Below are 21,265 nucleotides of genomic sequence, written 5' to 3' on the forward strand. Positions count from 1 at the left end.
GTGGTCGCCCCAGGGCATCAGCTGGGAACGGACACGGCCGGCGGGTCGAATCGACCGTGCTCTGCTGGTGGAAGAAGTGGGTTGTTGTTGGTGCGTGGTGTCGAGGACATAACTCTAAGCACTCAAGTGGACTGCGGTTGACCGGAGTTGCGCAGTACATGCTCGATGTTGCGAGGTGCCGGATGTGCGGCTCGGCAATGCGGGGCGATGCCCTCGCAACATCGGCCGGGGACTGCGCAACTTCCGTCAACCGCAGTTCACTTGAATCCATAGAGTTGGACAGCGGGCGTCCAGGTGACTTTGCCGCCGAGGGACCTTCATCAAGGATTCTTCGGCGAACCGGCCGATCCCCTCCCCTTCTCCCTGGGGCGATTGCGTCTCCTCTCCCGGGAATTTCCCGGAACACATCCGCGCGAGGACCGGCCACACCCTTTCGTGTCCCGTTCACCTCTCGATCGACCGTTGTCCGTGGGCCGCAAGCACGGACCCGACGAACCCAAGACGGAGAACCACCGTGTCGACAGCTGACCTCCCGCCACATCTCGCCGCGTGGCAGTGGCCCGCGGCTCCGCACACCGATGACCCGCACTGTCGGGTGGTGATCGTCGGAGGCGGGCTCGCGGGCCTCGAAGTCGCCCGGCACCTGGCCGCGCTCGGTGTCGACGACGTCCTGGTCGTCGAAGCCGGACCGGCGCGGGATCTGCTGCACATCAACTCCGCGCACGATCCCGACCAGGCGCTGCGCACGTTCCTCGATCCCGCCGGGGACCCGCACTTCCAGCGCTCCTGGACATCGGCATCCGCCCCGCACTACGCCGGCAGCGCGGGCCTGCGCCGGCGCCTCGGCGGCCGTTCCCTGTACTGGTACGGCGCGGCCCTTCCGGTGGAGGACTGGGCGCTGACCGACTGGCCCGAGTCGATCGTGACGGATCTGCGCGGCTCCTGGCAGGGCGGCAGACCGCTGTACGAACGGGTCGCGGCCGACCTCGGAGTGGATCCGGCCCCGCTCGTTTCGCAGCAACTCGCCCTGCAGGTGGGTGAGTTCCGTCTGGTTCGCACTCCGCAGGCCGAAACCCGGTTCGGTGACAGCGGCCGCTGGTACGCGTATTCGCCGCTTGACCACTGGCGGCACCCCGTGTCGGGCGCCGCGATCGAGGGCCCACCCGGCATCCGGTTCCTGTGCGGCACCGAGGTCCTCTCGGTCGACATCGGGGACGGACAGGCCCGCGGAGTACAGGTCCGGGACGCCGGCTCGAACGGCGCGGGCCGCCGCATAACCGCGGACTCGGTCGTCTTGGCGGCGGGGACCATCGAGAGCACCAGACTGGCCATCCAGGCGCTTCAGGTGGCCGACCCCGGCCGCACGCCCCGGCTGGACGGGCTGACCGACCACATCGTCCAGGGCTTCTTCCTGCGCGTGCGGGACTCGGCCGACGCCGACGCGGCCGACCGTGAATCCCGCGGCGAAGGGGCGTCCCGTGGGCCCCGGGATGTCGCACCGGGCTCGTACATCACCGCATGCGACGACGGAGTCCGGTCCAACCTGTTCGTCACCGTCGAGCGGCCCGAACCCGGCGTCGTCCAGTTCGACGTGCGGCTCACCGGCGAGCAACTGCCCACGGCAGGCAGCCACGTCACGTGCGAGCCGTCCGGGGACTTCCCGTGGCGCACCACCGTCACGGCGGAGCCGGCCCCACCGGACCGTGACGTCATCGAGCGCCAGCGCACGGTGCTGGGCGAGGTCTGGAGCCTGCTGGCCGCCGACTTCGGCCTCGCCGCGGAGCCCCTGGTCTTCGACGACTTCGACCACCCGGTCCGCACGAACGCCTTCGTACTGCCGGAGTCGATCGGCGCCGAGGCCTCCGAAGGGCCTTTCACCTGGTCGAGTCTGCTGGGCACCGAGGACCACGAGGGCTGCACGCTTCGGCTGGGGGACGTGCTCGACGAGCACCACGCGTTCGCCGCCGTCCGGGGCCTCTACGCCTGCGGACCGGCGACCTTCGCCCGCATGGGCGCCGCCAATCCCTCGCTCACGACCCTGGCCCTCGCACGGCGGCTGGCCCACATCCTGGCCGCCGCTCCCGACCGGCAGGCCCGCCCGGCGACAGCGACAGCGACAGCGACAGCGACAGCGACGGTGGACGCGTGATGATCACGGACAAGCGCGTGCTGGTCACCGGAGCCTCGAAGGACATCGGCCGCGGCATCGCACTGGAGCTGGCCAGGCAGGGAGCCACCGTCGTCGGCACCTACAACACCGGAGCGTCCGACGCGGAGGAACTCCTTTCCCTCGGCATCAAGGAAATGGTCCACCTCAATTTCCGTGACCGGGAGGAATCCGCCGCGGCACTCGGCCACCTGGCATCGAGCGGCCCGTTCCACGGGATCGTGAACAATGCCGCAGTGATCGAGTTCGCTTCCTGGGAGTCGAGCCTGCACTCCTGGGACGGGGTTTTCGACGTCAACGTCCGCGGCCCACTGGCCACCACGATCGCGCTCGCCCCCGTCATGCCGCCCGGCAGCTCGATCGTCAACATATCCAGCACGGCGGGCGCGTTGGGCTCCTTCGATTCACTGGCCTACTCGGCGAGCAAGGCCGCGCTCACCAACCTGACGAAGAGCCTCGCCAATGTGCTCGGGCCGTCCGGAATCCGGGTCAACACCGTCTCGCCCTGCCACATCGACGCCGACGCACCCACGGAGTCGGCCGGATTGACCCCGCTGCGGCGCAATGGTTTCCCCGACGACATCGCCTCGGTCGTGGCATTCCTGCTCTCCGAAGACGCTCGATTCGTCACGGGCACCGACATCACCGTGGACGGCGGCTATACGGCCGCGGACGCCCTCGCGAAACGTGCGTACGAGGTGGGCTGAGCGGTCCACGGCATCTTGCGGTGAACCCGACGGCCGGACCGGTCGGGGGATCGCACGCATCGCCATCCGTGCGATGGGCCGGAACCGGGCCCTCCGGGCCGGTTTCCGGTCCAGCTGGCCGAATTGATGAGTACGGGCACCGGCAGGGCGCTGACCGGGACGGAATCGCACCGGACGCGTACGGGACGGCGACACCTCCGCCGAAGTGCGGCCGAGAGCGCTGAGCACTCGCCCCGGAACTCGGCGACCGGGCCTCCCACCGGGGCCCGTGGAGCAATCGGCCCGCTGGCCGAATCGGCACAAGGGGTGGCCCGAAAGCCCTCCCCGCCATCCGGCCATGTTTTCTCGCCCGTGGCCGATCGGGTCCGGGCAGCGGTCCCCCACCCGCATCCTGAGCGCCGATGACGAAGGCATATCCGTCACCACCTCGGACGGGACGATCAGCAGCACCTTCACGAACGGACGACGCCTGCCGCCGCAACGGCGTGGGACCACGAGTCGAACTGGCCAATTGGCCGACGACAACGGTGAACTTCGCGCCAACACAGGCGACTTGGCGAATCGAGCAATGGCAGACTGGCCGCACATCGAGGCTCCGGTTCAGGACGACGACTGCCAAGGTCATCCGTCCGCAACGGGAGCCTCGACCTGTTCGCACCGCGCCCACCCAACCTTGTCGTCTCCTGTGAACAGCGGCTTCACCCACTCAACCCGGCTTCGGCGAGGCCCCGGGACGCTGGCGGTGAGCACCCATGTCGTACCGACCGGAAAGGCGACACGGAGATGGCCAACTCTCGTGGTGTTCCGCTGTGGGATTCGCTGACCATAGAGCGGCGAATCATTCCTGATCAGGGCCGTATGACATATCAGCCGCGCCAGGACTGGTTCACTATCGTGGCTCCCCTGAGAGGCTTGTGCCAGTTCGAGTACCCGGACGATTCCGGATGGCACCGGACCACGCTCGTCTCCGGAGACACCTCACGCCTCGTCGGCAAGAGCGCGGTGCGGCTGTGGCAGCCGCCGGCCGGGAAACAGCGCGCCGAGGTGGCCTTCATCGCACTGCCCACCCAACACTTTCGCTACTACGCGGACGAGCATCCGGAAGTAGACCTTCGCGACCTGTCGAGCCTGGAGACTCCTCGGGTCTTCGACCCCGTGGCCGCGGCCATGGCCCCCGGTCTGCTGCGTGCGCACGATGCGGGCGTGGGTGAGCACTACGCGTTCAGAGCGGCGCACTACCTCACTGCCCATCTGCTCCACCCACACATCGACCAGCGGTCCGACACCCATGGCCTGAATCCGGAGCGCCTGCTCGCGGTGACCGATTACATGCGCGAGAACCTGGCCGCACACATCACCCTCGAAGACATGGCCAGGGAGGCCCTGCTCAGCCGCTACCACTTCGTTCGCCAATTCTCCACCGCCACGGGAAAGACACCGGTGCAGTACCTGACCGAGTTACGTGTCGAGACCGCGTGCCATCTCCTCACCACCAGCGGCGAACTCATCTCCCAGGTCGGCACCCGCTGCGGCTTCCCCAACGCGGGCAACTTCGCCCGCGTATTCCGAAAGCACCTGGGCTGCTCACCGCTCCAGTACCGGCAACGGTCCGAGCCGTCGTAACGCGCCGGAGCCACCAGAGCCTGAGCGGTCGGGGTCTTGCGGGCCGGCGGCCCCGGGCGCCCCGGTCCGTCGGCAATTGCCCTGTCCGGCAAGCCCGTTCACCTGCTGTTCGCCATGCGGCCCTGCCCCGCTGTCCGTGACGTCGGCCCCCGCTGTCAGTCTCCGGACGATTTCCGGGACTTCAGGAGGCCGCAAGTGACACATCCCTCGCGCAGGACGGTTCTCAGAAGCACGGCGGCCGCCGGTGCCCTCGCCACGGTGCCCGCCTCCGCACTGCTGTGGAGCCGGCCCGCCGTCGCCGGCACCGCAGGACCCGAGCAGGTGCACCTGCAGTACGGCAACGAGCCCTCGCGCGAGATGACGGTCTCCTGGGCGAGCGGTGCCTCGGTGCGCCGGCCCCGGCTCCGGCTCGGCACGGCCCACGGCGGATTCGGCCACACCTTCCCGGCGCGGACGCGGACCTACGTCGACGGCCTGAACAAGGTCGAGACGTACACCCACCACACGAGGCTGCACGGCCTGCACCCCGACACCTCGTACGTCTACGAGATCGTCCACGACGGCGCCGCCCCGGTCCGCGGGTCCTTCCGCACCGCCCCCGGCCGGGAGCGCGCCGCGTTCCGGTTCACCAGCTTCGGCGACCTCGGCACGGGATCGGCCTCCTGGAGCAAGTCCGCGATCCATGGCGCGGCCGCGGTGCGCCAGGTCGAGCGGTTCAACCCGCTGTTCCACCTCCTCAACGGCGACCTCGCGTACGCCAACAACAACCAGGACCAGCAGCCGCAGTGCTGGAACGCGTTCATGAACAACATGTCGGTCTCGGCGCGCAACCGCCCCTGGATGCCGGCCCCGGGCAACCACGAAGTCGAGGCAGGGGGCGGGGAGTTGGGATACGCCTCGTACCACGCCCGGTTCGACCTGCCGGACAACCAGTCCCGTGACCACTGCGGCAACTGGTACAGCTTCCAGGTCGGTTCGGTGCTGTTCCTCTCGGTCGACGGCAACGACATCGCGATCGAGGACGACGCGAGCGTCGATCCGGCCACCGGTCGGTCGGTCTACATCAGCGGCTACAGCGAGGGTGCCCAACTACGCTGGCTGGAAAGGACGTTGGCACGGGCTCGGGCAGGTAGGGAAGTGGACTGGGTCGTCGTGTCGATGCACCAGTTCGCGATGTCGTCCTCGGCCGCGAGCCACGGCGGCGACATCGGCATCCGCGAACAGTTGCTTCCGCTGTTCGACCGGTACGCGGTCGACCTGGTCCTGTGCGGCCACGACCACGACTACGAGCGTACGCACCCGGTGCGGGGCACCGACCCCGGCAGCCTGCTGCGGCCCAGCGTCGTGGACGACGGGCTGAAGGAGATCGACACCTCCAAGGGCACGGTGCACCTGATTCTCGGCGGCGGCGGAACGGCCTCGCACGACGACACGTACCTCGGCGACTCGGACGGCAGCGGTGTGCCGGACGCCCTCGTGCGCACCAAGCGGCTGCCGTTCAAGGCCGACCCGGACGCCAAGGAGAAGGCCACCTGGTCGGCGGTACGCGACCCCGACACCGCCCACCCCTACGGCATGGCCGTCTTCGACGTCGACCCCGGCCGGGTTCCCGGCGGCCGGACCAGCATCACCGTCAGCTACTACCACTCCCGGGAGGCGACCACGGCCGACCCGTTCCCCACGCCCGTGCTCTTCGACCGCTTCACCGTCCACCGCAACCGGCGCGACGGGTGGAGCGCCCATGACCACGCGGCGAGTGCGGGGGTCACGACGGCACGGTGAGACTCGCGCCCCCATACGGCCGGTGCGCTCACATACCGCAGGAGTCGTCCGCGCGGGGCAGCGGTCCCGACTCCACCGCCACCGCCCCCGGTGCCCCGGACCGGGCTGCCCAGCGGTGACCCAGACCAGCGGGCACGACCCACGGCCGGAGTGGACCACTGAAGCAGCCGCGGCCCGGAGACATCGCGAGCTTCCGCCCCGCTACTTGGCGGGCGGGGTCACCGGCAACGAAGGCGGCGTCACCGGAAGGGCCGGCGGGGTCACCGGCAGCGAAGGCGGCGTCACCGGGAGAGCCGGCGGGGTCACCGGCAGCGAAGGCGGCGTCACCGGGAGAGCCGGCGGGGTCACCGGCAGGGCGGGCACGGCCGGCGGGGCGACCGGTGGCGTGGGGTCCGTACCGGCCGCGGCCGGGCTGATGGAGAGAACGAGTACAGCTGCGGCAGCCAGGCCGGTGACCGGAGCGGCGATGCCTTTGCGGAGACGCATGACAATCCTTTCGTGTGACACGGGTTGTGGTTGTCGTGTCACCTCCACACAAGGACGGCCCACCGAGCTCTGCAACGCGGTAGGGACCGTACGGGGGAACCGGCCGCCGGCCCGCACTCGAACGGGAGGGTGCCGTATGCCGTCGACGGGTCGACGCGGTGCCGTATGCCGTCGAAGGGTCGACGCCGGGGCGGAGTGATCCGTTCCCCATCAGTCGGACCCATCGCACATGAGCCCGGATCAGCGCGCCCGACCCCGCGGTTTCAGCGGCACTCCCGGGAGTTGCGGCGCCGGGATCGGAGGGCCGTCGTAGCCCTTCACCTCGCCGAACCTCGAACCCGTCATCCAGTCCGAACGGGCCTGCTGGATCTCGTCGTTGGAGCGGCCGACGAAGTTCCACCACATGACGATCTCCTCCTCGAACGGCTCGCCGCCCAGCAGCATCAGGGAGGCGTCGGAGGCGGCGCGGAGGGGGAGTTCGGTGCGGCCGCAGCCCAAGTAGAGCATCGAGCCCGGGAGCAGGGGCACCTCGTCCACGTGGGCCTCGCCCGACATGGACAGGACGGCGTACTCGAAGTCGGGGTTCAGCGGGAGCTTGGGCTCGGCCCCGGCCGTCAGGGTCACGTCGGCCCCGACGATGGGTGTGTACGCGCTGCCCGGTGACACGGCGCCGTCGAGTTCACCGAGGATGACCGTCGCGTCGAAACCCGGCGCGGTCACATGCGGCAGATCGGCGTGGTGCTGGAAGTGCGGCTCGACGTTGCGGTGGGCGTCGGGCAGGGCGACCCACAGCTGGGCTCCGTGCAGGTAGCGGCTGTGCGACTTGGGGGTTTCCTCCGAGTGGCTGATGGCCCGGCCGGAGGTCATCAGGCCCAGTTCCCGGGGGCGTACGGTCTGGAGGCTGCCCAGGCTGTCGCGGTGCAGCACCTCGCCCTCGTGCAGCCAACTCACCGTCTGCAGGCCCATGTGCGGGTGCGGGGCCACCTGCATGCCGGGTTCGTCGGCGATGTCGTCGGGGCCGTAGTGGTCGACGAAGGCCCAGGCGCCGACCATCCGGCGGCCCAGGTTCGGCAGCAGCCTGCGTACTTCGGTGGACTCGCCGAGCCGCACGGTGCGGGGCGAGAGGAGCTCGCGCACCGGCTCGGCCACGACGAAGCCGCGTCCGCCGCAGACGGAGAGCGCGGGCTGGCGATCGAGATTGCTCATGCGGCCAACCTATTCCCTCGCGGGCCCGCCGTGCCGCGTTCGGCGGGAGCGGCCCACGACATCGGGTATCGCCGCAGGTGGTACCCGATCTACCGGGCGGCCGACGCCGTTCGGCGAGCGTAGCGCGATCGCCATCCGGCAACGGCGCCGAGCCGATCGGAACCGCCCCTCGACCCATCGGCCCCGCCGGCCCCGCCGGCCCCTGCCGCACCTACCGGCCCCGTCGGCCCCCGCCGCCCCTGTCACCCCTGTCACCCCTGTCGGTCTTGTCAGTCCTGGCGGCCCCATTGATTCCGTCGGCCCAGTCTCCTTTCGGTTCCCCACCTCACAGCCCCAGCAGCCCCTCCCCAGCCAGCCGGACCTTCACGCGGGAGTCACCCCAGGTCACAAACCTGCACAGCGGCCGCGCACCGCATGGCGCGAGCCGGGGAACCCCCTCGCCCACCCCACAGCTTCATCGTCTACAGTCACGTAGACATTCGCCGGGTCGCGATCGCCGCCCGGCCGGACACGGTGGGCCCAACCATGCCCGGAATCAGGGCAGTTGAGGCCGGGCGCGGCGCGCCGGGAGGGCGGGAACGACCATGGGGCAGCCCAGCAGTGAGGCGATGGCGAGGCCGCTACCGGAGGGGCGCACCCACCGGGCAGGCCGCCCGGCCGGTTCCGCCCTGAGCAAGGTGCCCGAGGTCACCGCCCTCTTCTGGATCGTCAAGGTGCTCACCACCGGCATGGGCGAGACGGCCTCCGACTACCTCGGCCGCACCCTGGGCCCCGTCCCCGCCGGCGCCCTCGGCCTCACCGGCCTGGCCGTCGCGCTCGTGGCGCAGTTCCGCAGCGACCGCTACCGGCCCTGGACCTACTGGTCGGCGATCGTCATGGTCAGCGTGTTCGGCACCATGGCCGCCGATGTGGTCCACGTGATCGCGGGCGTCCCGTACGCGGTCTCGACGACGGCCTTCACCGTGACGCTGGCCGCGGTGTTCGTCGCCTGGCGCCTGAGCGAGGGGACGCTGTCGATCCACAGCATCCGCACCCGCCGCCGGGAGACCTTCTATTGGGCCGCCGTGCTCGCCACCTTCGCCCTCGGCACCGCGGTCGGCGACCTCACGGCGGGCACGCTGCACCTCGGGTACCTCACGTCGGGCGTGCTCTTCGCCGCTCTGATCGCCGTGCCCGCACTGGCCGGCCGTTACCTCGGGCTCAACGCGGTGGCCGCGTTCTGGTGGGCGTACGTCCTCACCCGGCCCCTCGGCGCCTCGTTCGCCGACTGGATGGGCGTACCCGCCGGCAGGGCGGGTCTGGGCTGGGGCACCGGCCCGGTCACGCTGGCCCTGATCGTCCCGATCGTGGCCCTGGTCGCCGTACTGGCGAAGCGGCACAGGGCCGCCGCGCGCTGAGCGAACCGGGTCCGCGGCGCGCCCTCCACAGGGTAGTGGAATGTTCAACAACGCTCTCGTGTTGAGCGAGACGCAAGGCCCCCACCCCCGGGGCCGCGGAACAGGACGCCCCATGACCACTGCACGCGATGAAGTCACCGACAGCTACTACGAGTTCGGCACCGCGGCCGACCGCTGGAGCCGGGCCCTGATGTTCTTCGAGGCCAAGGAGTACGTCACGGCCGCGGGCATCCTGACCGGCCTGGTCGCCGAGGTGCCCGAGCAGGTGGCACCCCGCCTGCTCCTGGCCCGCGCCTACTACCACTCGGCCCAGCTGAAGAAGGCCGAGGCGGAACTGCGGGCCGTGCTCGCCCGCGACCCGGTCGAGCAGTACGCCGCACTGATGCTGGGCCGCACCCTGGAGCGCCAGGGCCGCCCGGCCGAGGCGGCTCCGCATCTGCGGATGGCCGCCGCCATGGCCGGCGAGTTCCCCGAGTCCGGAGCCTGAGTCCCGCACTCGACGGGGCTCGCGGGCGCGGGCCCGCGGACCACGGACGGCACGGGCGCCCCTGACCGACCAGGGGCGCCCTTCGGACGTCATATTCCAGCCAACTCGACTGCGTGCGGTGACAGTTGCGTCACCCTGTGCGACATTGCTGGGCATGAACAATCCCGCCGTTTTCTGCTCCGTCATCCCCCCTCACATCCTCGACCGGCTCGCCCAGCACGAGGACCCCGCCGTGTACGGGCCCGCGCGCCGCACCCTGGAGCACGACGCCCAGCTGCGCACCCAGCGCCGGATCACCACGGTCCGCGGCGCCGCCGCCCCCACCGGCTCGCCGTCCGACAAGCCCGACCGCACCATCTACGACGCCGGGCACCAGGAGACGCTGCCCGGCACCAAGGTGCACGCGGAGAGCGACCAGCCCTCGAACGACGCCACCGTCAACCGCGCGCACGCGGGCCTGGGTGCCACGTTCGAGTTGTATCTGAAGGCGTACGGGCGCCACTCCATCGACGACTCCGGGCTGCCGCTGGTCGCGAGCGTGCACTACGGCGAGAAGTACGACAACGCCTTCTGGAACGGCGAGCAGATGGTGTTCGGCGACGGGGACGGCGAGCTGTTCCTCGACTTCACCCTGCCGGTCGACGTCATCGGCCACGAACTGACGCACGGGGTCACGCAGTACACGGCGAACCTCGACTACTTCGGCCAGTCGGGTGCGCTCAACGAGTCGGTGTCCGACGTGTTCGGCACGCTCATCAAGCAGTACGCCCTCGGCCAGAGCGCGGACCGGGCCGACTGGCTCATCGGCGCGGGCCTGCTCGGCCCCGGCGTCCACGGCGAGGCGCTGCGCTCGATGAAGGCGCCCGGCACGGCGTACGACGACCCGCAGCTCGGCAAGGACCCGCAGCCGGGCACGATGAAGGACTACGTCCGCACGAGCCGCGACAACGGCGGGGTGCACATCAACTCGGGCATCCCCAACCACGCCTTCTACCTGCTGGCCACCGCGCTCGGCGGCAACGCCTGGGAGCGCGCCGGGAAGATCTGGTACGCCACCCTCACCGGCGGCGAACTCGACAAGGACGCCCAGTTCGCCGACTTCGCGCGGCTCACCGCGGCGACCGCGCGCAGCCTCTACGGCGAGAGCGACGAGATCCAGGCGGTGCTCAAGGCCTGGTCCCAGGTCGGCGTGCCGGCAACCTGACGGACGGCCGGCCCACGACCGGCCGGTCGCATCCGGCGGGGGCCCGGGCCTCGTCCCGTACGTCCTCGACCTCGGACGTCTCGGGGCCGAAACGGGGCGCGGGCGCCCGGTCGAGCAGGCGGCCCGCGGGGCGCAGCAGCAGATGCACGGCGAGGACGGCCGCGGTGCCGATCAGCGCGAGGTCGAGCCGGCCGGACGCGGCGAGGACTCCGAGCGCGGCCGAACACCACAGTGTGGCCGCGGTGTTGAGGCCGTGCACGGAGGCGCCGTCGCGCAGGATGACGCCGCCGCCGAGGAATCCGATGCCGGAGACGACGTAGGAGGCGACCCGGGTGGGGCTCGTCTCGTCGCCGACCGCCTCGCTGTAGAGCACGAACAGGGTGGCCCCGGCGGCGACCAGGGCGTTGGTGCGCAGCCCCGCGGTGCGGGCCCGCCACTGGCGCTCGATCCCGATCAGCGCGCCGCAGCCGACGCCGACGGCGAGCCGCAGCGCGAAGTCGAAGGTGGTGAGGGTGGACACGGAAAGCTCCTCTCACCCGGCCGCGGGCGGCCGGACGTGCCGGCCTCGCGGCACGCCGAGGGGCGTTACCGGGGGCCGCGGGGGTGTGGGGACAGGGGGTCGCGCGTCCGATGCCGGTCCGCGCCGCCGCGACTTCGCTCCATGTCCTCACCCCCTGGGCCTGGTTCCCGGTCTCTCCGTCCTGACGTGTCGACCGTAGCCTCTATTTGCACATCCGTGCAAGTAGAGGCATGGCCGGTCCGGTCACTTCGCGTAGACGGCCACGAAGTCCCTGGTCGCCTGGTTGTAGTAGCGCTCCGGAGGGTTGTCGAAGTCGAGGATGTTGGTGGGCTCGGGGTTGGCCGGGTTCTTCGTGGGGTCGTAGCTCATGAAGGAGGGCCAGGCCCGGTTCATGTCGAGCGGCATCGCGCGCACGGCACCCGCGTGTTGCATGAGTTCGGCCAGGGTGCGGGCGGTGAGGGCCTGGCCGACGACCATGACGACATCGCCCTGCGCGGTCACCCCGACGCCCGAGCGCTCGACGAACATGCGGCTCTGGTCGGTGGCGCCCCACTTGGAGTCGACGTCGATGTCCGGCACGACCTTGCCGCCGTCGACCATGAGGTCGAGGCACTGGCGCACGCCGACCACATCGGGCGTCATGCGCATGTCGCGCCCCCACTGGCCGATCCTGATCGATCCGTCCTTGTAGAAGACCTCCGACGCCGCGCCGTCGCGCAGCTCCCCCGCCGTCTCTCCGCCGAGGTAGAAGCCGCCGCGCGAACCGCCGTCGGTGACCTTGAAGCCGCCGTTCCAAGTGGCGAGGAGGCCGGTGCGCCTCCCCTCCGGGACGTTGGGCGGGACGGAGAAGGTGCCGCCGGGCTCGCGCACCCCGGGGTGCAGTTCGAAGCGCGCCTTCTTGCCGCTGATCCAGGCGATGGCCGCCTGGTAGGAGGTGTGGTCGGCGTCGGGCCGCACATAGGTGCCCTGGACGACGGGGTCGCCGTGCGCGGCGCTGAGCACCCGCCACACCCCCTCGCCCGGCAGCCCCGGGCTGACCAGTGGCCGCATCGGGGCGCGCAGCGGCACGTTCTGGTGGTGGACCGGGACCGGCGGGGCCGTCGCCCGCATCCGGGCCAGGGCGGCACTCGGCAGGGAGCCGCCGACCTCCGGGGGGTCGATCCGGTACTGCAGGTTCTCCAGCTTGTCGACGACCACGCCCATCTCGTGCTCGCGGGCCCACCCGGCGAGACGGGCCGCCGTGCTGTCGTCGCCCGGGTACGTCAGCGCCTCGCCCACCGAGTAGCCGACCGCGCCGACGCACAGCAGGCACGCCGCGAGCGCACCCCGCGTGGCCAGTTTGCGCCGTTTGAGTTGATGAGCCGTCAGATCACTGCGGGCCTTCCACGGCAGCCGGCGCCGCCGGCCGACCGCCGTCGCGCCGCTGGGAGGCACCGCGCCACGGCCGCTCCGGTCGCCCCGCACGCCGTCGTCCCCCGGCTGTCCCGCGCTGTCCGCCATGTCGCCCTCTCTCGGCCGTCTCGGAGCCCCGCGGCCCCATCGCACGGAGGGCCCCCTCCGGCGCGGTGGCAGTCGCGGATGGCCTGCCAAGCCGATTCATAACGCAAGTGGGCTTATCCGGCATATCGGCCAGGGGCAACCGGATGACCCCGTTCGCCCACGGGGAGTTCGAGCTCCGGCCGGTCCCACATCACGGCGGGCGGGTCGGCCGGCACGACACCGATCCGGTGCGCGCCCACCCCGAGGTAGAAGCCCTCGGCGGGCGGGTGCGAGACGATGCGCACCCGGTCGAGGCCCGCGGCGCGCGCCCGCTCCCGCAGATGACCGACCAGGAGACGGCCGACGCCGAGCCCCTGGGCATCGTTAGCGACGAACAGCAGATCCAGCTCCGGCGGCGTCAGGACCAGCGCGTAGAAGCCGAGCACCCGGCCGTCGCGGTCGACCGCCACGTGCACCTCGTGGGTCTCGATGTAGTCCGGCCCCACCCGGTATCCGTCGACCATCGGCGCGTACGGGCCCTCGTAGGCGCGGGAGTTTCGCACCAGACGGGTCAGCCGCTTGCCGTCCCGGGCGGTCGCGCGCCGAATGTCCAGCCCGCCTCCCACCCGGGGCGACGTAATGCGTGAAGTCATACAGGGAGTATTACGCACCGGCGGTGCTCCTCCGCCCCCGGCTGCACTCCAGCCCCGCCAGGCACTCGCGCCCGCCGACGGGATCAAGCCGAATTCCCGCGCCCCGGGGACCAGTTGAAGGCGTACGCGGCCTACCGCAACGGGTGTTCGGAGTGCCCGGCGGGCGTGGCCGATACCGCGTGGTGGGGGCAGGCCGGGAGGGGCTCGGGGTAGATAAGGGTCATGACCGACCATTTTCTGTCGCCCGTCCTGTACGTCTTGATGATCGTTGCGGTCATGAAGGTCATGGACGGTCTGCCCCAGCGGACGTTCAGCCTTCGCAAGCCGCCGAAGGTGGCGATCGGCCTGTGGCTGATCGTCGCGATTCCCTCGCTGCTCCAGTTCGCGTTCCCGGGGATCTACGACGTCCTGCACCGGGACTCGGACAAGATCATCGATCATGGCCAGTGGTGGCGGGCGTACACCTCCTTCATGGTGCAGGACGGCGGAGTCGGCGGAACCGCGTTCAACCTCTTCGTCCTGGCCCTCATCGGATACGCCGCCGAGCGGGTGTGGGGCAGCCGGATGATGCTGGCGTTCGTCCCGGCCCTGATGCTCGTGTTCAGCGTGGACACGTTCCTGGTCCACGGGCCTCCCGGGGGCGGGAACTCGGGGCTCACCTTCCGGCTCGCCACCAGCATCGCCGGACTCGCCCTGCTCATCCGTCCCGGTCGGCGCCACTATCTGCTCGCCGCAGCGATCGTCGTGGACGGCGCCCTCCTGCTGCTGCTCGGCGACGGCCACGGCGAGCCCATGATCACCGGCATCGCGGCGGGCCTGGTCGCGGCCCTCGTCCAGCGCCGCTGGCCCCGGGTGTGGCAGCCGGTGGCGGCCGACCCGGAAGCGGTGCAGCCCCGCTCCCCCGAGCACCGGTCCGAGGGCGAGGCCGCTCCCGGGCCGAAGGGCGATCTAGAGGGACGATGACCGTCAACCCACCGGCAGAAAAAGCCAGTTGACTGAGAGTGCACTTCAACTCGTAGCTTCGTCGACATGACCACTTCCGAGCGGTACACCCCTCAGCACAGCACCGGATCGGGCTTCGGAGCCCGCAGCACCACGGCGGACGTGCTCGCCGGGACCGACCTCACCGGAAAGCTCGCGGTCGTCACCGGCGGCTACTCCGGCATCGGCCTGGCGACGACCCGCGCGCTCGCCGAGGCGGGCGCCCACGTCGTCGTCCCCTCCCGGCGGCTCGACGTCGCCCGAGCGGCGGTCGCGGACATCGCGGACACGGAGGTCGACACGCTCGACCTCGCCGACCTCGACAGCGTGCGCGCCTTCGCCGACCGCTTCCTCGCCTCCGGCCGCACCATCGACGTCCTGATCAACAGCGCCGGTGTGATGGCCTGCCCCGAAACCCGGGTGGGCCCGGGCTGGGAGGCCCAGTTCGCCACGAACCACCTCGGGCACTACGCCCTGGTCAACCGGCTGTGGCCGGCCCTCGCCGACGGCGGCGCCCGGGTCGTGGCTGTCTCCTCGCGGGGCCACCAGCTCTCCGCCATCCGCTGGGACGACCCGCACTTCCGGCTCGGCTACGAGAAGTGGCAGGCGTACGGGCAGGCCAAGACCGCCAACGTGCTGTTCGCCGTGCACCTCGACCGGCTGGGCCGGGACGCCGGAGTCCGCGCGTTCGCGGTACACCCCGGCGAGATCAACACCCCGCTGGTGCGCCACGTCACCGACGAGGAGCGCGTCGCGGCGGGCTGGGTCGACGCCGAGGGCAACTGGTCGCTCGACTTCAAGACCCCCGAGCAGGGCGCCGCCACCCAGGTCTGGGCGGCGACCTCCCCGCAGCTCGCCGGCCTCGGCGGCGTCTACTGCGAGGACTGCGACGTCGCCGAGCCCGCCGCCGCGGGTGCCAACGGGGTCACCGACGGGGAGCTCGACGCCGAAGCGCTCACCGCCGGTGTGCGCCCGCACGCGACCGACCCCGAGCAGGCCGCCCGCCTGTGGGCGCTGTCCGCCGAGCTGACCGGCGTCGACGTGTTCGCCGCGTAGGGACCGTCCGGCGGATCGGGTCGCCGTCGAGCGGCCCCGGGCCGGGCTCAGCCCCGGTAGGTCTCCAGGAGGCGCAGCCACACCTCGCTGATCGTCGGGTAGGAGGGGACGGCGTGCCACAGCCGCTCCAGCGGAACCTCGCCCGCGATGGCCACGGTCGCCGAGTGGATCAGCTCGCCGACGCCGGGCCCGACGAAGGTGACTCCGAGCACGACTCCCCGGTCCTCGTCGACGACCATGCGGGCCCGGCCCGTGTAGCCGTCGGCGTAGAGCCCGGCGCCTGCGACGCCGCTCATGTCGTAGTCGACCGCCCGCACCCGGTGGCCCGCGGCCTGTGCCTCGGCGAGGGTGAGCCCGGCGGACGCGGCCTCGGGATCGGTGAAGACGACCTGCGGCACGGCCGCGTGGTCGGCGGTCGCCGCGTGGGCGCCCCAGGGGTCGCTCTCCAGGACCGGCGTCCCGGCGGCACGGGCCGCGATGGCCGCGCCCGAGATCCTGGCCTGGTACTTGCCCTGGTGGGTCAGGAGCGCCCGGTGGTTCACATCGCCGACCGCGTACAGCCAGTCGCTGCCCTCGACGCGACAGGAGTCGTCGACGGGCAGCCAGGAGCCGGGCTCCAGGCCGACGGTCTCCAGGCCGATGTCGTCCGTGCGGGGGGCCCGGCCGGTCGCGAAGAGGATCTCGTCGGCCTCAAGGCGCTCGTCGCCCTCGGGCCCGCGCACCGAGACCGTCACCGCGCCGGTCGACACATTGCGTACGACGTCCGTGACCGAGGTGTGCGTCCGCAGCTCGGCGCCCGCCTCGCGCAGCGCGTCGGCGACCAGCTCCCCGGCGAACGGCTCCATCTTCGGCAGCAGCCCCTCGCCGCGCACCAGGACGGTGACCCGGGAGCCCAGGGCCTGCCAGGCGGTGGCCATCTCGACGGCCACCACTCCCCCGCCGACCACCACGAGCCGGCCCGGCGCCTGCTGTGCGCTGGTGGCCTCGCGGCTGGTCCAGGGGTTCACATCGGCGAGGCCCGGAAGGTCGGGGAGCTGGGCGCGGCTGCCGGTGCAGACGGCGACGGCGTGCCGGGCGGTGAGGACGTGGTGCTCGCCCTCGGGGCTGGTGACGCTGACCTTGCGGGTGCCGTACAGACGCCCGTGGCCGCGGTAGAGGTGGACGCCGATGCCGTCGAGCCACTCGACCTGGCCGTCGTCCTTCCAGTGCGAGGTGTAGTCGTCGCGGTGCTCCAGGACGGCCTGGACGTCGAGCGGGCCCTGCACCGACTGGCGCAGTCCCGGCACCCTGCGGGCCTCGGCCCGCGCGACGACCGGGCGGAGCAGGGCCTTGCTGGGCATGCAGGCCCAGTACGAGCACTCGCCCCCGACCAGTTCGCTCTCCACCACCGCACAGCTCAGGCCGGCCGCGCGCACCCGGTCGGCGACGTTCTCGCCCACCGGTCCCGCACCCAGCACCACCACGTCGTATTCCTCGGCTTCCGTCATACGCACAGTCTGGTGCCCGGTGTACTCGGTGGCCACAGGGGCACCCGCCAAGGATGGAATACCGCGTCCGAGCACGCGGTTGTGCGAAACGGTCCCACCCCCGGGGCCGGGAAGAGGTGTGAGTGATGGCCACTGTCGAGCTGACCAAGGAGAACTTCGATTCGGTCGTGTCCGACAACGGGTTCGTGCTGATCGACTTCTGGGCGTCGTGGTGCGGCCCGTGCCGCCAGTTCGCCCCGGTGTACGAGGCCGCGTCCGAGCGCCATGACGACCTCGTCTTCGCGAAGGTGGACACCGAGGCCCAGCAGGAGCTGGCGCAGGCCTTCGAGATCCGGTCGATCCCGACCCTGATGATCGTCCGCGACAACGTGGCGGTCTTCGCCCAGCCGGGCGCGCTGCCCGAGGCGGCCCTGGAGGACGTCATCGGCCAGGCCCGCGGGCTGGACATGGACGAGGTCCGCAAGTCGGTCGAGGCGGCACAGCAGCAGGCGCAGCAGCAGACCCCGCAGCAGGACTGAACGCGCGGCCGCAGGGCCCTCCCGCGGCGCACGGCCCCCTCCCCTTCCGGGGCAGGGGGCCGTGCCGCGTCCGGGGGCGGAATGCGCCATTGCTGGGTGTGCCGGGCAGCATCGATTATCGGTCAGGCGTTCGGCCGCGGCCGTGGGCCGCGCCCCCTCCGGGCTGCGGACGGTATTCCGTCAAGAGCCCAACCGGCTTCGTCCGACGGCCAGTTCGTGCCCGCCGGGTTCGAGCCAGCAGCTCCTCACCATGTGCGGATCCGGCGGACGTTGCGTGGTCTTCCTCCTACTCTCCGTCCTCATGCGAATCACACACCTGAGGCGTTTCGGCCTCGCCGCTGCCCTTGCCTCCTCCCTCGCCCTGTTCGGCATGGGCCAGTCCGCCAGTGCCGCCACCCCGGACGTGAGCTTCAGCGCGGACGCGACCACGGCCACGCCCGGCAGCACGGTCAACCTGAGCATGACCTTCACGAACAACCAGACCACCGATGTGTGGTTCGTCTACCAGTCGGTGCAGCCGACCTGGGCGACCACCCAGCGCGCCGACCTCAAGTACGCGCTCGCCTCGTGTTCCGGGACCGGCGTGACCTGCACCGGGACCGGCACCACCACGATCGGGGTCAACTACTCCGTGCCGGTCGCGCCCGGCACCAGCCGCACGGTCACCATCCCGGTCCAGGTGGCCGCGGACTCGGGCTGCAACGGCAACATCGCGTTCTACTCGTACGTCTACTACGAGTACAACGACAGCCAGAGCCACAAGGACGGCACCTTCAACTCCCCGACGCTGCGGGTCAACTGCGCCACTCCCACCCCGGCAGGCACCCGCTAGCACCACACCGGCCGCCCTTCTCCGCGGCCCACGTTCGCCGGTCGGCCCATCCCCCCGGGTCGGCCGGTTTCGTGTGTCTGAAAACCACCTTCGACGGCGCGGATTCGAGCGGATGTTTCGCTCGTGTGGCCGAAAACCGTATACGTCCCGGAACGCCTGGTTGTCTGGACCATTGGTGGTTTGCGCCCGCGTGCGCCCCCTGTACCGAAAGCGGTTACCCCGCCGGACTGCTCCGATTTTCCGGGCCCGGCGCATCCCGGCGCGAAGGACCGGAACGGCTCACACCGGTTCGTGCACCGGCCTGCGCCCCATCACGTAGCCCACATTTTTTCGTCATGTTTCACAGTAGCCACTCGAAAACTCCTCGAAGACCCGCACTATGTGACGCGTCAGAGCGGAACGGCAGGCCCTCCTCATCGGGGCGCGGCCGTTGCGCCGTGGGCGGGGTCCGCACAGGCAGGGGAGCCGAACGGACCTCCAGGGGAGGGGACTTCACCGCGTGAAGCGGAATACACACCGCAGCAGACACATCACCGGCCTGGCTGCAGGCACGGTTCTGCTGGCCATGGGCCTACCGGCGGCGCCGGCGTACTCGGCGACGCCCGCGCCGCGCGTCGACCTCAAGGTCCTGGTCGTGTCGGACGGCGGGCCCGCCACCGATGCCATCACCGCCGAGCTCGACGGCGAGGGCACTCCGTACACCGAGGTCGATCTGACGCAGTCCGGCCGCCCCGTGATCGACCAGGCGTTCCTCGCCGACACCGTGAACGGCGCGCCCCGGGCCAAGTTCCAGGCCGTGGTGCTGCCGAACGACAACCCCTTCCCGGCCGGCTCCGCCGAAATGGCCGCGCTCTCCGCGTACGAGAAGACGTATGCGATACCCCAGGTCGACGCCTACACCTACGCGCGTCCGCAGGTGGGTCTGCAGCCGGCCGCCACGAGCGGCTACAGCGGCTCGGTGGACGGCATCAAGGCCCAGGTGACCGCCGCCGGGCGCGGCACCGGACCGTTCGGCTACCTCAACGGGAGCGTGCCGTTCGAGGACAACTCCCCCTCGGTGGGAGAGAGTTACGCCTTCCTCGCCCAGCCGGCCGCGGGCGCGGACTTCACGAGCTACGTCGAGGCGCCGATCCCCGGCAAGTCCGGCAACGGCAGCCTCGTCGGCGAATACCGCCACGACGGGCGCCGCGAGCTGGTCGTCACCTTCGCGTACAACCAGTACCAGGAGCAGTTCAAGCTGCTCGCCCGGGGCATCGTCGACTGGATGACGCAGAACGTCCGGCTCGGCGCCTCCCGGAACTACTTCGCGGTCCACGTGGACGACGTCTTCGCCGGTGACGACCGGTGGGACTCCACCCTCAACTGCACGCCGGGCGACGTGGACTGCCCGCCCGGGCAGGGCGTCGAGGACTCCATCCGGATGACCCCGGCCGACGTGAAGAACGCCGTCGCCTGGGAGAAGTCCCGCGGCTTCACGCTCGACCTCGCCTACAACGGCGGCGGCAGCGTCGAGTACCGCGAGAACCACAACGGCGCCGACGAGCTGGCCGACGAATTCGTAGCGTCCAAGGGCGACTTCCGCTGGATCAACCACACCTACGACCACGCTTTCCTGGGCTGCGAGCAGAACGTCACGGTCGTGCCGTGGAAGTGCGCGACGAACCCGGACGGCTCCACCAAGTACGTCAGCCAGTCGGAGATATCCAAGGAGATATCCGACAACCAGCAGTGGGCACAGGGTGCCGGACTTCCGGTCGAGTCCGACGAGTTGGTCACCGGAGAGCACTCCGGCATGAAGCTCCTGCCCCAACAGCCGCAGGACAACCCCTACTTGGCGCCCTCCCTCACCACGAACAGGATCGCGTGGCTGGGTGCCGACATGTCGCGCGACCCCGAGCAGCGACAGGTCGGCCCGGCGCTCACCGTCGCCCGCTACCCGATCAACATCTTCTACAACGCGGGCCACGCCACCGAGCAGGTCGACGAGTACAACTGGATCTACACCAGCCGCACCCAGGGCGGCAGCGGTCTGTGCGACGACCTGCCGAACACCACGTGTCTGCCCGCGCCGCTCGACCCGGCCACCGGGTACGCGGGCCACATCGTGCCCCTGGAGACCCGGGTCGCCCTCGGCCATGTGCTCGGCAACGACCCCAGGCCGCACTTCATCCACCAGTCCAACCTCGCCGAGGACCGGATCGGTTACCCCGTGCTCGACGGGGTGCTCGACCAGTACAAGGCGCTGTACGCGGCGAGCGCGCCGCTGGTGAACCTGCGGATGAAGGACATCGGCGCCGAGCTGCGCAACCGGGGCGCCTGGAACGCCGCGGTCAAGGCCGGCCAGGTCACCGCGTACCGGATCGGCGACAGCGTGACCGTGCAGGCCCCCTCGGGCGTGGCCGTCACCGCGACGATGCCGAACGGCACCAGCCAGGTCCTGGGCAGCGGCACCACCGCGTTCGGCCAGGCCTATGCCGGGAGCGTGTCCGGCTGGGTGTCGCCGGCGTCCGGGCAGAGCAGCGTCGCCCTGTCCCTGGCTCCGGCCCCCGCGCGGGCCCTGGCCCCGCAGTCCCGCCCGGCGGCCTCCGCCGGGCGCGCGACACCGGGGAGCGCACCGCACACGCCGGTCCCCGCCGGTGTCACCAAGCCGGTTCCGTACAGCGCCGAGCGGCGCTGACAC

The 21,265-nt window shown here is 71.0% G+C and carries 18 protein-coding genes; 12 read left to right on the top strand and 6 right to left on the bottom strand.

The window, feature by feature from the left end; all coding sequences use genetic code 11:
- The first annotated feature begins 514 nt into the window (after positions 1-514).
- From IE267_RS13930 to IE267_RS13945, 4 genes are all read left to right on the top strand, one after another.
- Positions 515-2,149, top strand: a complete 1,635-nt coding sequence (locus IE267_RS13930; protein ID WP_229861115.1) for a GMC family oxidoreductase — start codon at positions 515-517, stop codon at positions 2,147-2,149.
- Complete coding sequence (locus IE267_RS13935; protein ID WP_167151846.1) at positions 2,149-2,874, top strand: SDR family NAD(P)-dependent oxidoreductase; 726 nt, start codon at positions 2,149-2,151, stop codon at positions 2,872-2,874. The genes IE267_RS13930 and IE267_RS13935 overlap by 1 nt, the downstream gene beginning before the upstream one ends.
- Before the next feature lie 783 nt (positions 2,875-3,657).
- The gene (locus IE267_RS13940; protein WP_189763401.1) at positions 3,658-4,497 is read left to right on the top strand and encodes an AraC family transcriptional regulator; all 840 of its coding nucleotides are present in this window, start codon (positions 3,658-3,660) and stop codon (positions 4,495-4,497) included.
- 195 nt (positions 4,498-4,692) lie between these two features.
- Complete coding sequence (locus IE267_RS13945) at positions 4,693-6,279, top strand: purple acid phosphatase family protein (protein WP_167151850.1); 1,587 nt, start codon at positions 4,693-4,695, stop codon at positions 6,277-6,279.
- 201 nt (positions 6,280-6,480) lie between these two features.
- Here the strand turns inward: IE267_RS13945 and IE267_RS13950 are convergent, their stop codons facing one another.
- On the bottom strand, positions 6,481-6,765 hold the full coding sequence (locus IE267_RS13950) for a hypothetical protein (protein WP_167151852.1): 285 nt from the start codon (positions 6,763-6,765) through the stop codon (positions 6,481-6,483).
- Between the two features lie 240 nt (positions 6,766-7,005).
- Positions 7,006-7,971 (bottom strand): pirin family protein, encoded by a 966-nt coding sequence (locus IE267_RS13955; RefSeq protein ID WP_189763403.1) that lies wholly within the window; start codon positions 7,969-7,971, stop codon positions 7,006-7,008.
- A 584-nt stretch (positions 7,972-8,555) separates the two neighbouring features.
- Here IE267_RS13955 and IE267_RS13960 point away from each other — a divergent pair.
- The 3 genes from IE267_RS13960 to IE267_RS13970 all read left to right on the top strand — a co-directional run bounded on the left by IE267_RS13960 (position 8,556) and on the right by IE267_RS13970 (position 11,059).
- Positions 8,556-9,368: a COG4705 family protein gene (locus IE267_RS13960; RefSeq protein WP_205380379.1), complete on the top strand. Its 813-nt coding sequence runs from the start codon at positions 8,556-8,558 to the stop codon at positions 9,366-9,368.
- Positions 9,369-9,480: 112 nt separating this feature from the next.
- On the top strand, positions 9,481-9,855 hold the full coding sequence (locus IE267_RS13965; RefSeq protein ID WP_161258551.1) for a tetratricopeptide repeat protein: 375 nt from the start codon (positions 9,481-9,483) through the stop codon (positions 9,853-9,855).
- Between the two features lie 154 nt (positions 9,856-10,009).
- Positions 10,010-11,059, top strand: a complete 1,050-nt coding sequence (locus IE267_RS13970; protein WP_167151858.1) for a M4 family metallopeptidase — start codon at positions 10,010-10,012, stop codon at positions 11,057-11,059.
- On the opposite strand, the gene IE267_RS13975 is transcribed toward IE267_RS13970, so the two are convergent.
- From IE267_RS13975 to IE267_RS13985, 3 genes are all read right to left on the bottom strand, one after another.
- Positions 11,022-11,579, bottom strand: a complete 558-nt coding sequence (locus IE267_RS13975; RefSeq protein ID WP_189763404.1) for an MgtC/SapB family protein — start codon at positions 11,577-11,579, stop codon at positions 11,022-11,024. The two genes, IE267_RS13970 and IE267_RS13975, sit on opposite strands and share 38 nt — an antisense overlap.
- 243 nt (positions 11,580-11,822) lie before the next feature.
- Positions 11,823-13,079, bottom strand: coding sequence for a phosphodiester glycosidase family protein (locus IE267_RS13980; protein ID WP_189763405.1), 1,257 nt, complete (start codon positions 13,077-13,079; stop codon positions 11,823-11,825).
- A 113-nt stretch (positions 13,080-13,192) separates the two neighbouring features.
- Positions 13,193-13,711: a GNAT family N-acetyltransferase gene (locus IE267_RS13985; protein ID WP_189763406.1), complete on the bottom strand. Its 519-nt coding sequence runs from the start codon at positions 13,709-13,711 to the stop codon at positions 13,193-13,195.
- Between the two features lie 222 nt (positions 13,712-13,933).
- Between IE267_RS13985 and IE267_RS13990 the strand changes: the two genes are divergently transcribed.
- Both IE267_RS13990 and IE267_RS13995 read left to right on the top strand, forming a co-directional pair.
- Positions 13,934-14,674 (top strand): rhomboid family intramembrane serine protease, encoded by a 741-nt coding sequence (locus IE267_RS13990; protein ID WP_189763407.1) that lies wholly within the window; start codon positions 13,934-13,936, stop codon positions 14,672-14,674.
- Positions 14,675-14,740: 66 nt separating this feature from the next.
- Positions 14,741-15,748 carry an SDR family NAD(P)-dependent oxidoreductase gene (locus IE267_RS13995; protein ID WP_189763408.1) on the top strand — a complete coding sequence of 336 codons (1,008 nt, stop codon included), beginning with the start codon at positions 14,741-14,743 and terminating at the stop codon, positions 15,746-15,748.
- A gap of 47 nt (positions 15,749-15,795) precedes the next feature.
- Here IE267_RS13995 and IE267_RS14000 read toward each other — a convergent pair whose 3' ends face one another.
- Positions 15,796-17,235, bottom strand: coding sequence for a dihydrolipoyl dehydrogenase family protein (locus IE267_RS14000; RefSeq protein WP_167151872.1), 1,440 nt, complete (start codon positions 17,233-17,235; stop codon positions 15,796-15,798).
- 125 nt (positions 17,236-17,360) lie between these two features.
- Between IE267_RS14000 and trxA the strand changes: the two genes are divergently transcribed.
- From trxA to IE267_RS14015, 3 genes are all read left to right on the top strand, one after another.
- A complete protein-coding gene (trxA, locus tag IE267_RS14005; RefSeq protein ID WP_161258529.1) occupies positions 17,361-17,753 on the top strand; it encodes a thioredoxin in 393 nt (130 codons plus the stop codon).
- Between the two features lie 301 nt (positions 17,754-18,054).
- Positions 18,055-18,585: a hypothetical protein gene (locus IE267_RS14010; protein WP_189763409.1), complete on the top strand. Its 531-nt coding sequence runs from the start codon at positions 18,055-18,057 to the stop codon at positions 18,583-18,585.
- Positions 18,586-19,150: 565 nt separating this feature from the next.
- Positions 19,151-21,262, top strand: a complete 2,112-nt coding sequence (locus IE267_RS14015; protein ID WP_189763495.1) for a hypothetical protein — start codon at positions 19,151-19,153, stop codon at positions 21,260-21,262.
- Positions 21,263-21,265 lie beyond the last annotated feature (3 nt).

Origin of the sequence: Streptomyces xanthochromogenes (assembly GCF_014650455.1) — a bacterium.
In the GTDB taxonomy this organism is placed as follows: domain Bacteria; phylum Actinomycetota; class Actinomycetes; order Streptomycetales; family Streptomycetaceae; genus Streptomyces; species Streptomyces xanthochromogenes.

What these genes read in the sequence shown, in the direction of transcription:
- trxA (WP_161258529.1), top strand. Translation starts at nt 17,361, where the DNA reads ATGGCCACTGTCGAGCTGACCAAGGAGAACTTCGATTCGGTCGTGTCC.
- IE267_RS13955 (WP_189763403.1), bottom strand. Translation starts at nt 7,971, where the DNA reads ATGAGCAATCTCGATCGCCAGCCCGCGCTCTCCGTCTGCGGCGGACGC.
- IE267_RS13935 (WP_167151846.1), top strand. Translation starts at nt 2,149, where the DNA reads ATGATCACGGACAAGCGCGTGCTGGTCACCGGAGCCTCGAAGGACATC.
- IE267_RS13960 (WP_205380379.1), top strand. Translation starts at nt 8,556, where the DNA reads ATGGGGCAGCCCAGCAGTGAGGCGATGGCGAGGCCGCTACCGGAGGGG.
- IE267_RS13990 (WP_189763407.1), top strand. Translation starts at nt 13,934, where the DNA reads ATGACCGACCATTTTCTGTCGCCCGTCCTGTACGTCTTGATGATCGTT.
- IE267_RS13970 (WP_167151858.1), top strand. Translation starts at nt 10,010, where the DNA reads ATGAACAATCCCGCCGTTTTCTGCTCCGTCATCCCCCCTCACATCCTC.
- IE267_RS13950 (WP_167151852.1), bottom strand. Translation starts at nt 6,765, where the DNA reads ATGCGTCTCCGCAAAGGCATCGCCGCTCCGGTCACCGGCCTGGCTGCC.
- IE267_RS14000 (WP_167151872.1), bottom strand. Translation starts at nt 17,235, where the DNA reads ATGACGGAAGCCGAGGAATACGACGTGGTGGTGCTGGGTGCGGGACCG.
- IE267_RS13980 (WP_189763405.1), bottom strand. Translation starts at nt 13,079, where the DNA reads ATGGCGGACAGCGCGGGACAGCCGGGGGACGACGGCGTGCGGGGCGAC.
- IE267_RS13940 (WP_189763401.1), top strand. Translation starts at nt 3,658, where the DNA reads ATGGCCAACTCTCGTGGTGTTCCGCTGTGGGATTCGCTGACCATAGAG.
- IE267_RS13985 (WP_189763406.1), bottom strand. Translation starts at nt 13,711, where the DNA reads ATGACTTCACGCATTACGTCGCCCCGGGTGGGAGGCGGGCTGGACATT.
- IE267_RS14010 (WP_189763409.1), top strand. Translation starts at nt 18,055, where the DNA reads ATGCGAATCACACACCTGAGGCGTTTCGGCCTCGCCGCTGCCCTTGCC.
- IE267_RS13995 (WP_189763408.1), top strand. Translation starts at nt 14,741, where the DNA reads ATGACCACTTCCGAGCGGTACACCCCTCAGCACAGCACCGGATCGGGC.
- IE267_RS14015 (WP_189763495.1), top strand. Translation starts at nt 19,151, where the DNA reads ATGGGCCTACCGGCGGCGCCGGCGTACTCGGCGACGCCCGCGCCGCGC.
- IE267_RS13965 (WP_161258551.1), top strand. Translation starts at nt 9,481, where the DNA reads ATGACCACTGCACGCGATGAAGTCACCGACAGCTACTACGAGTTCGGC.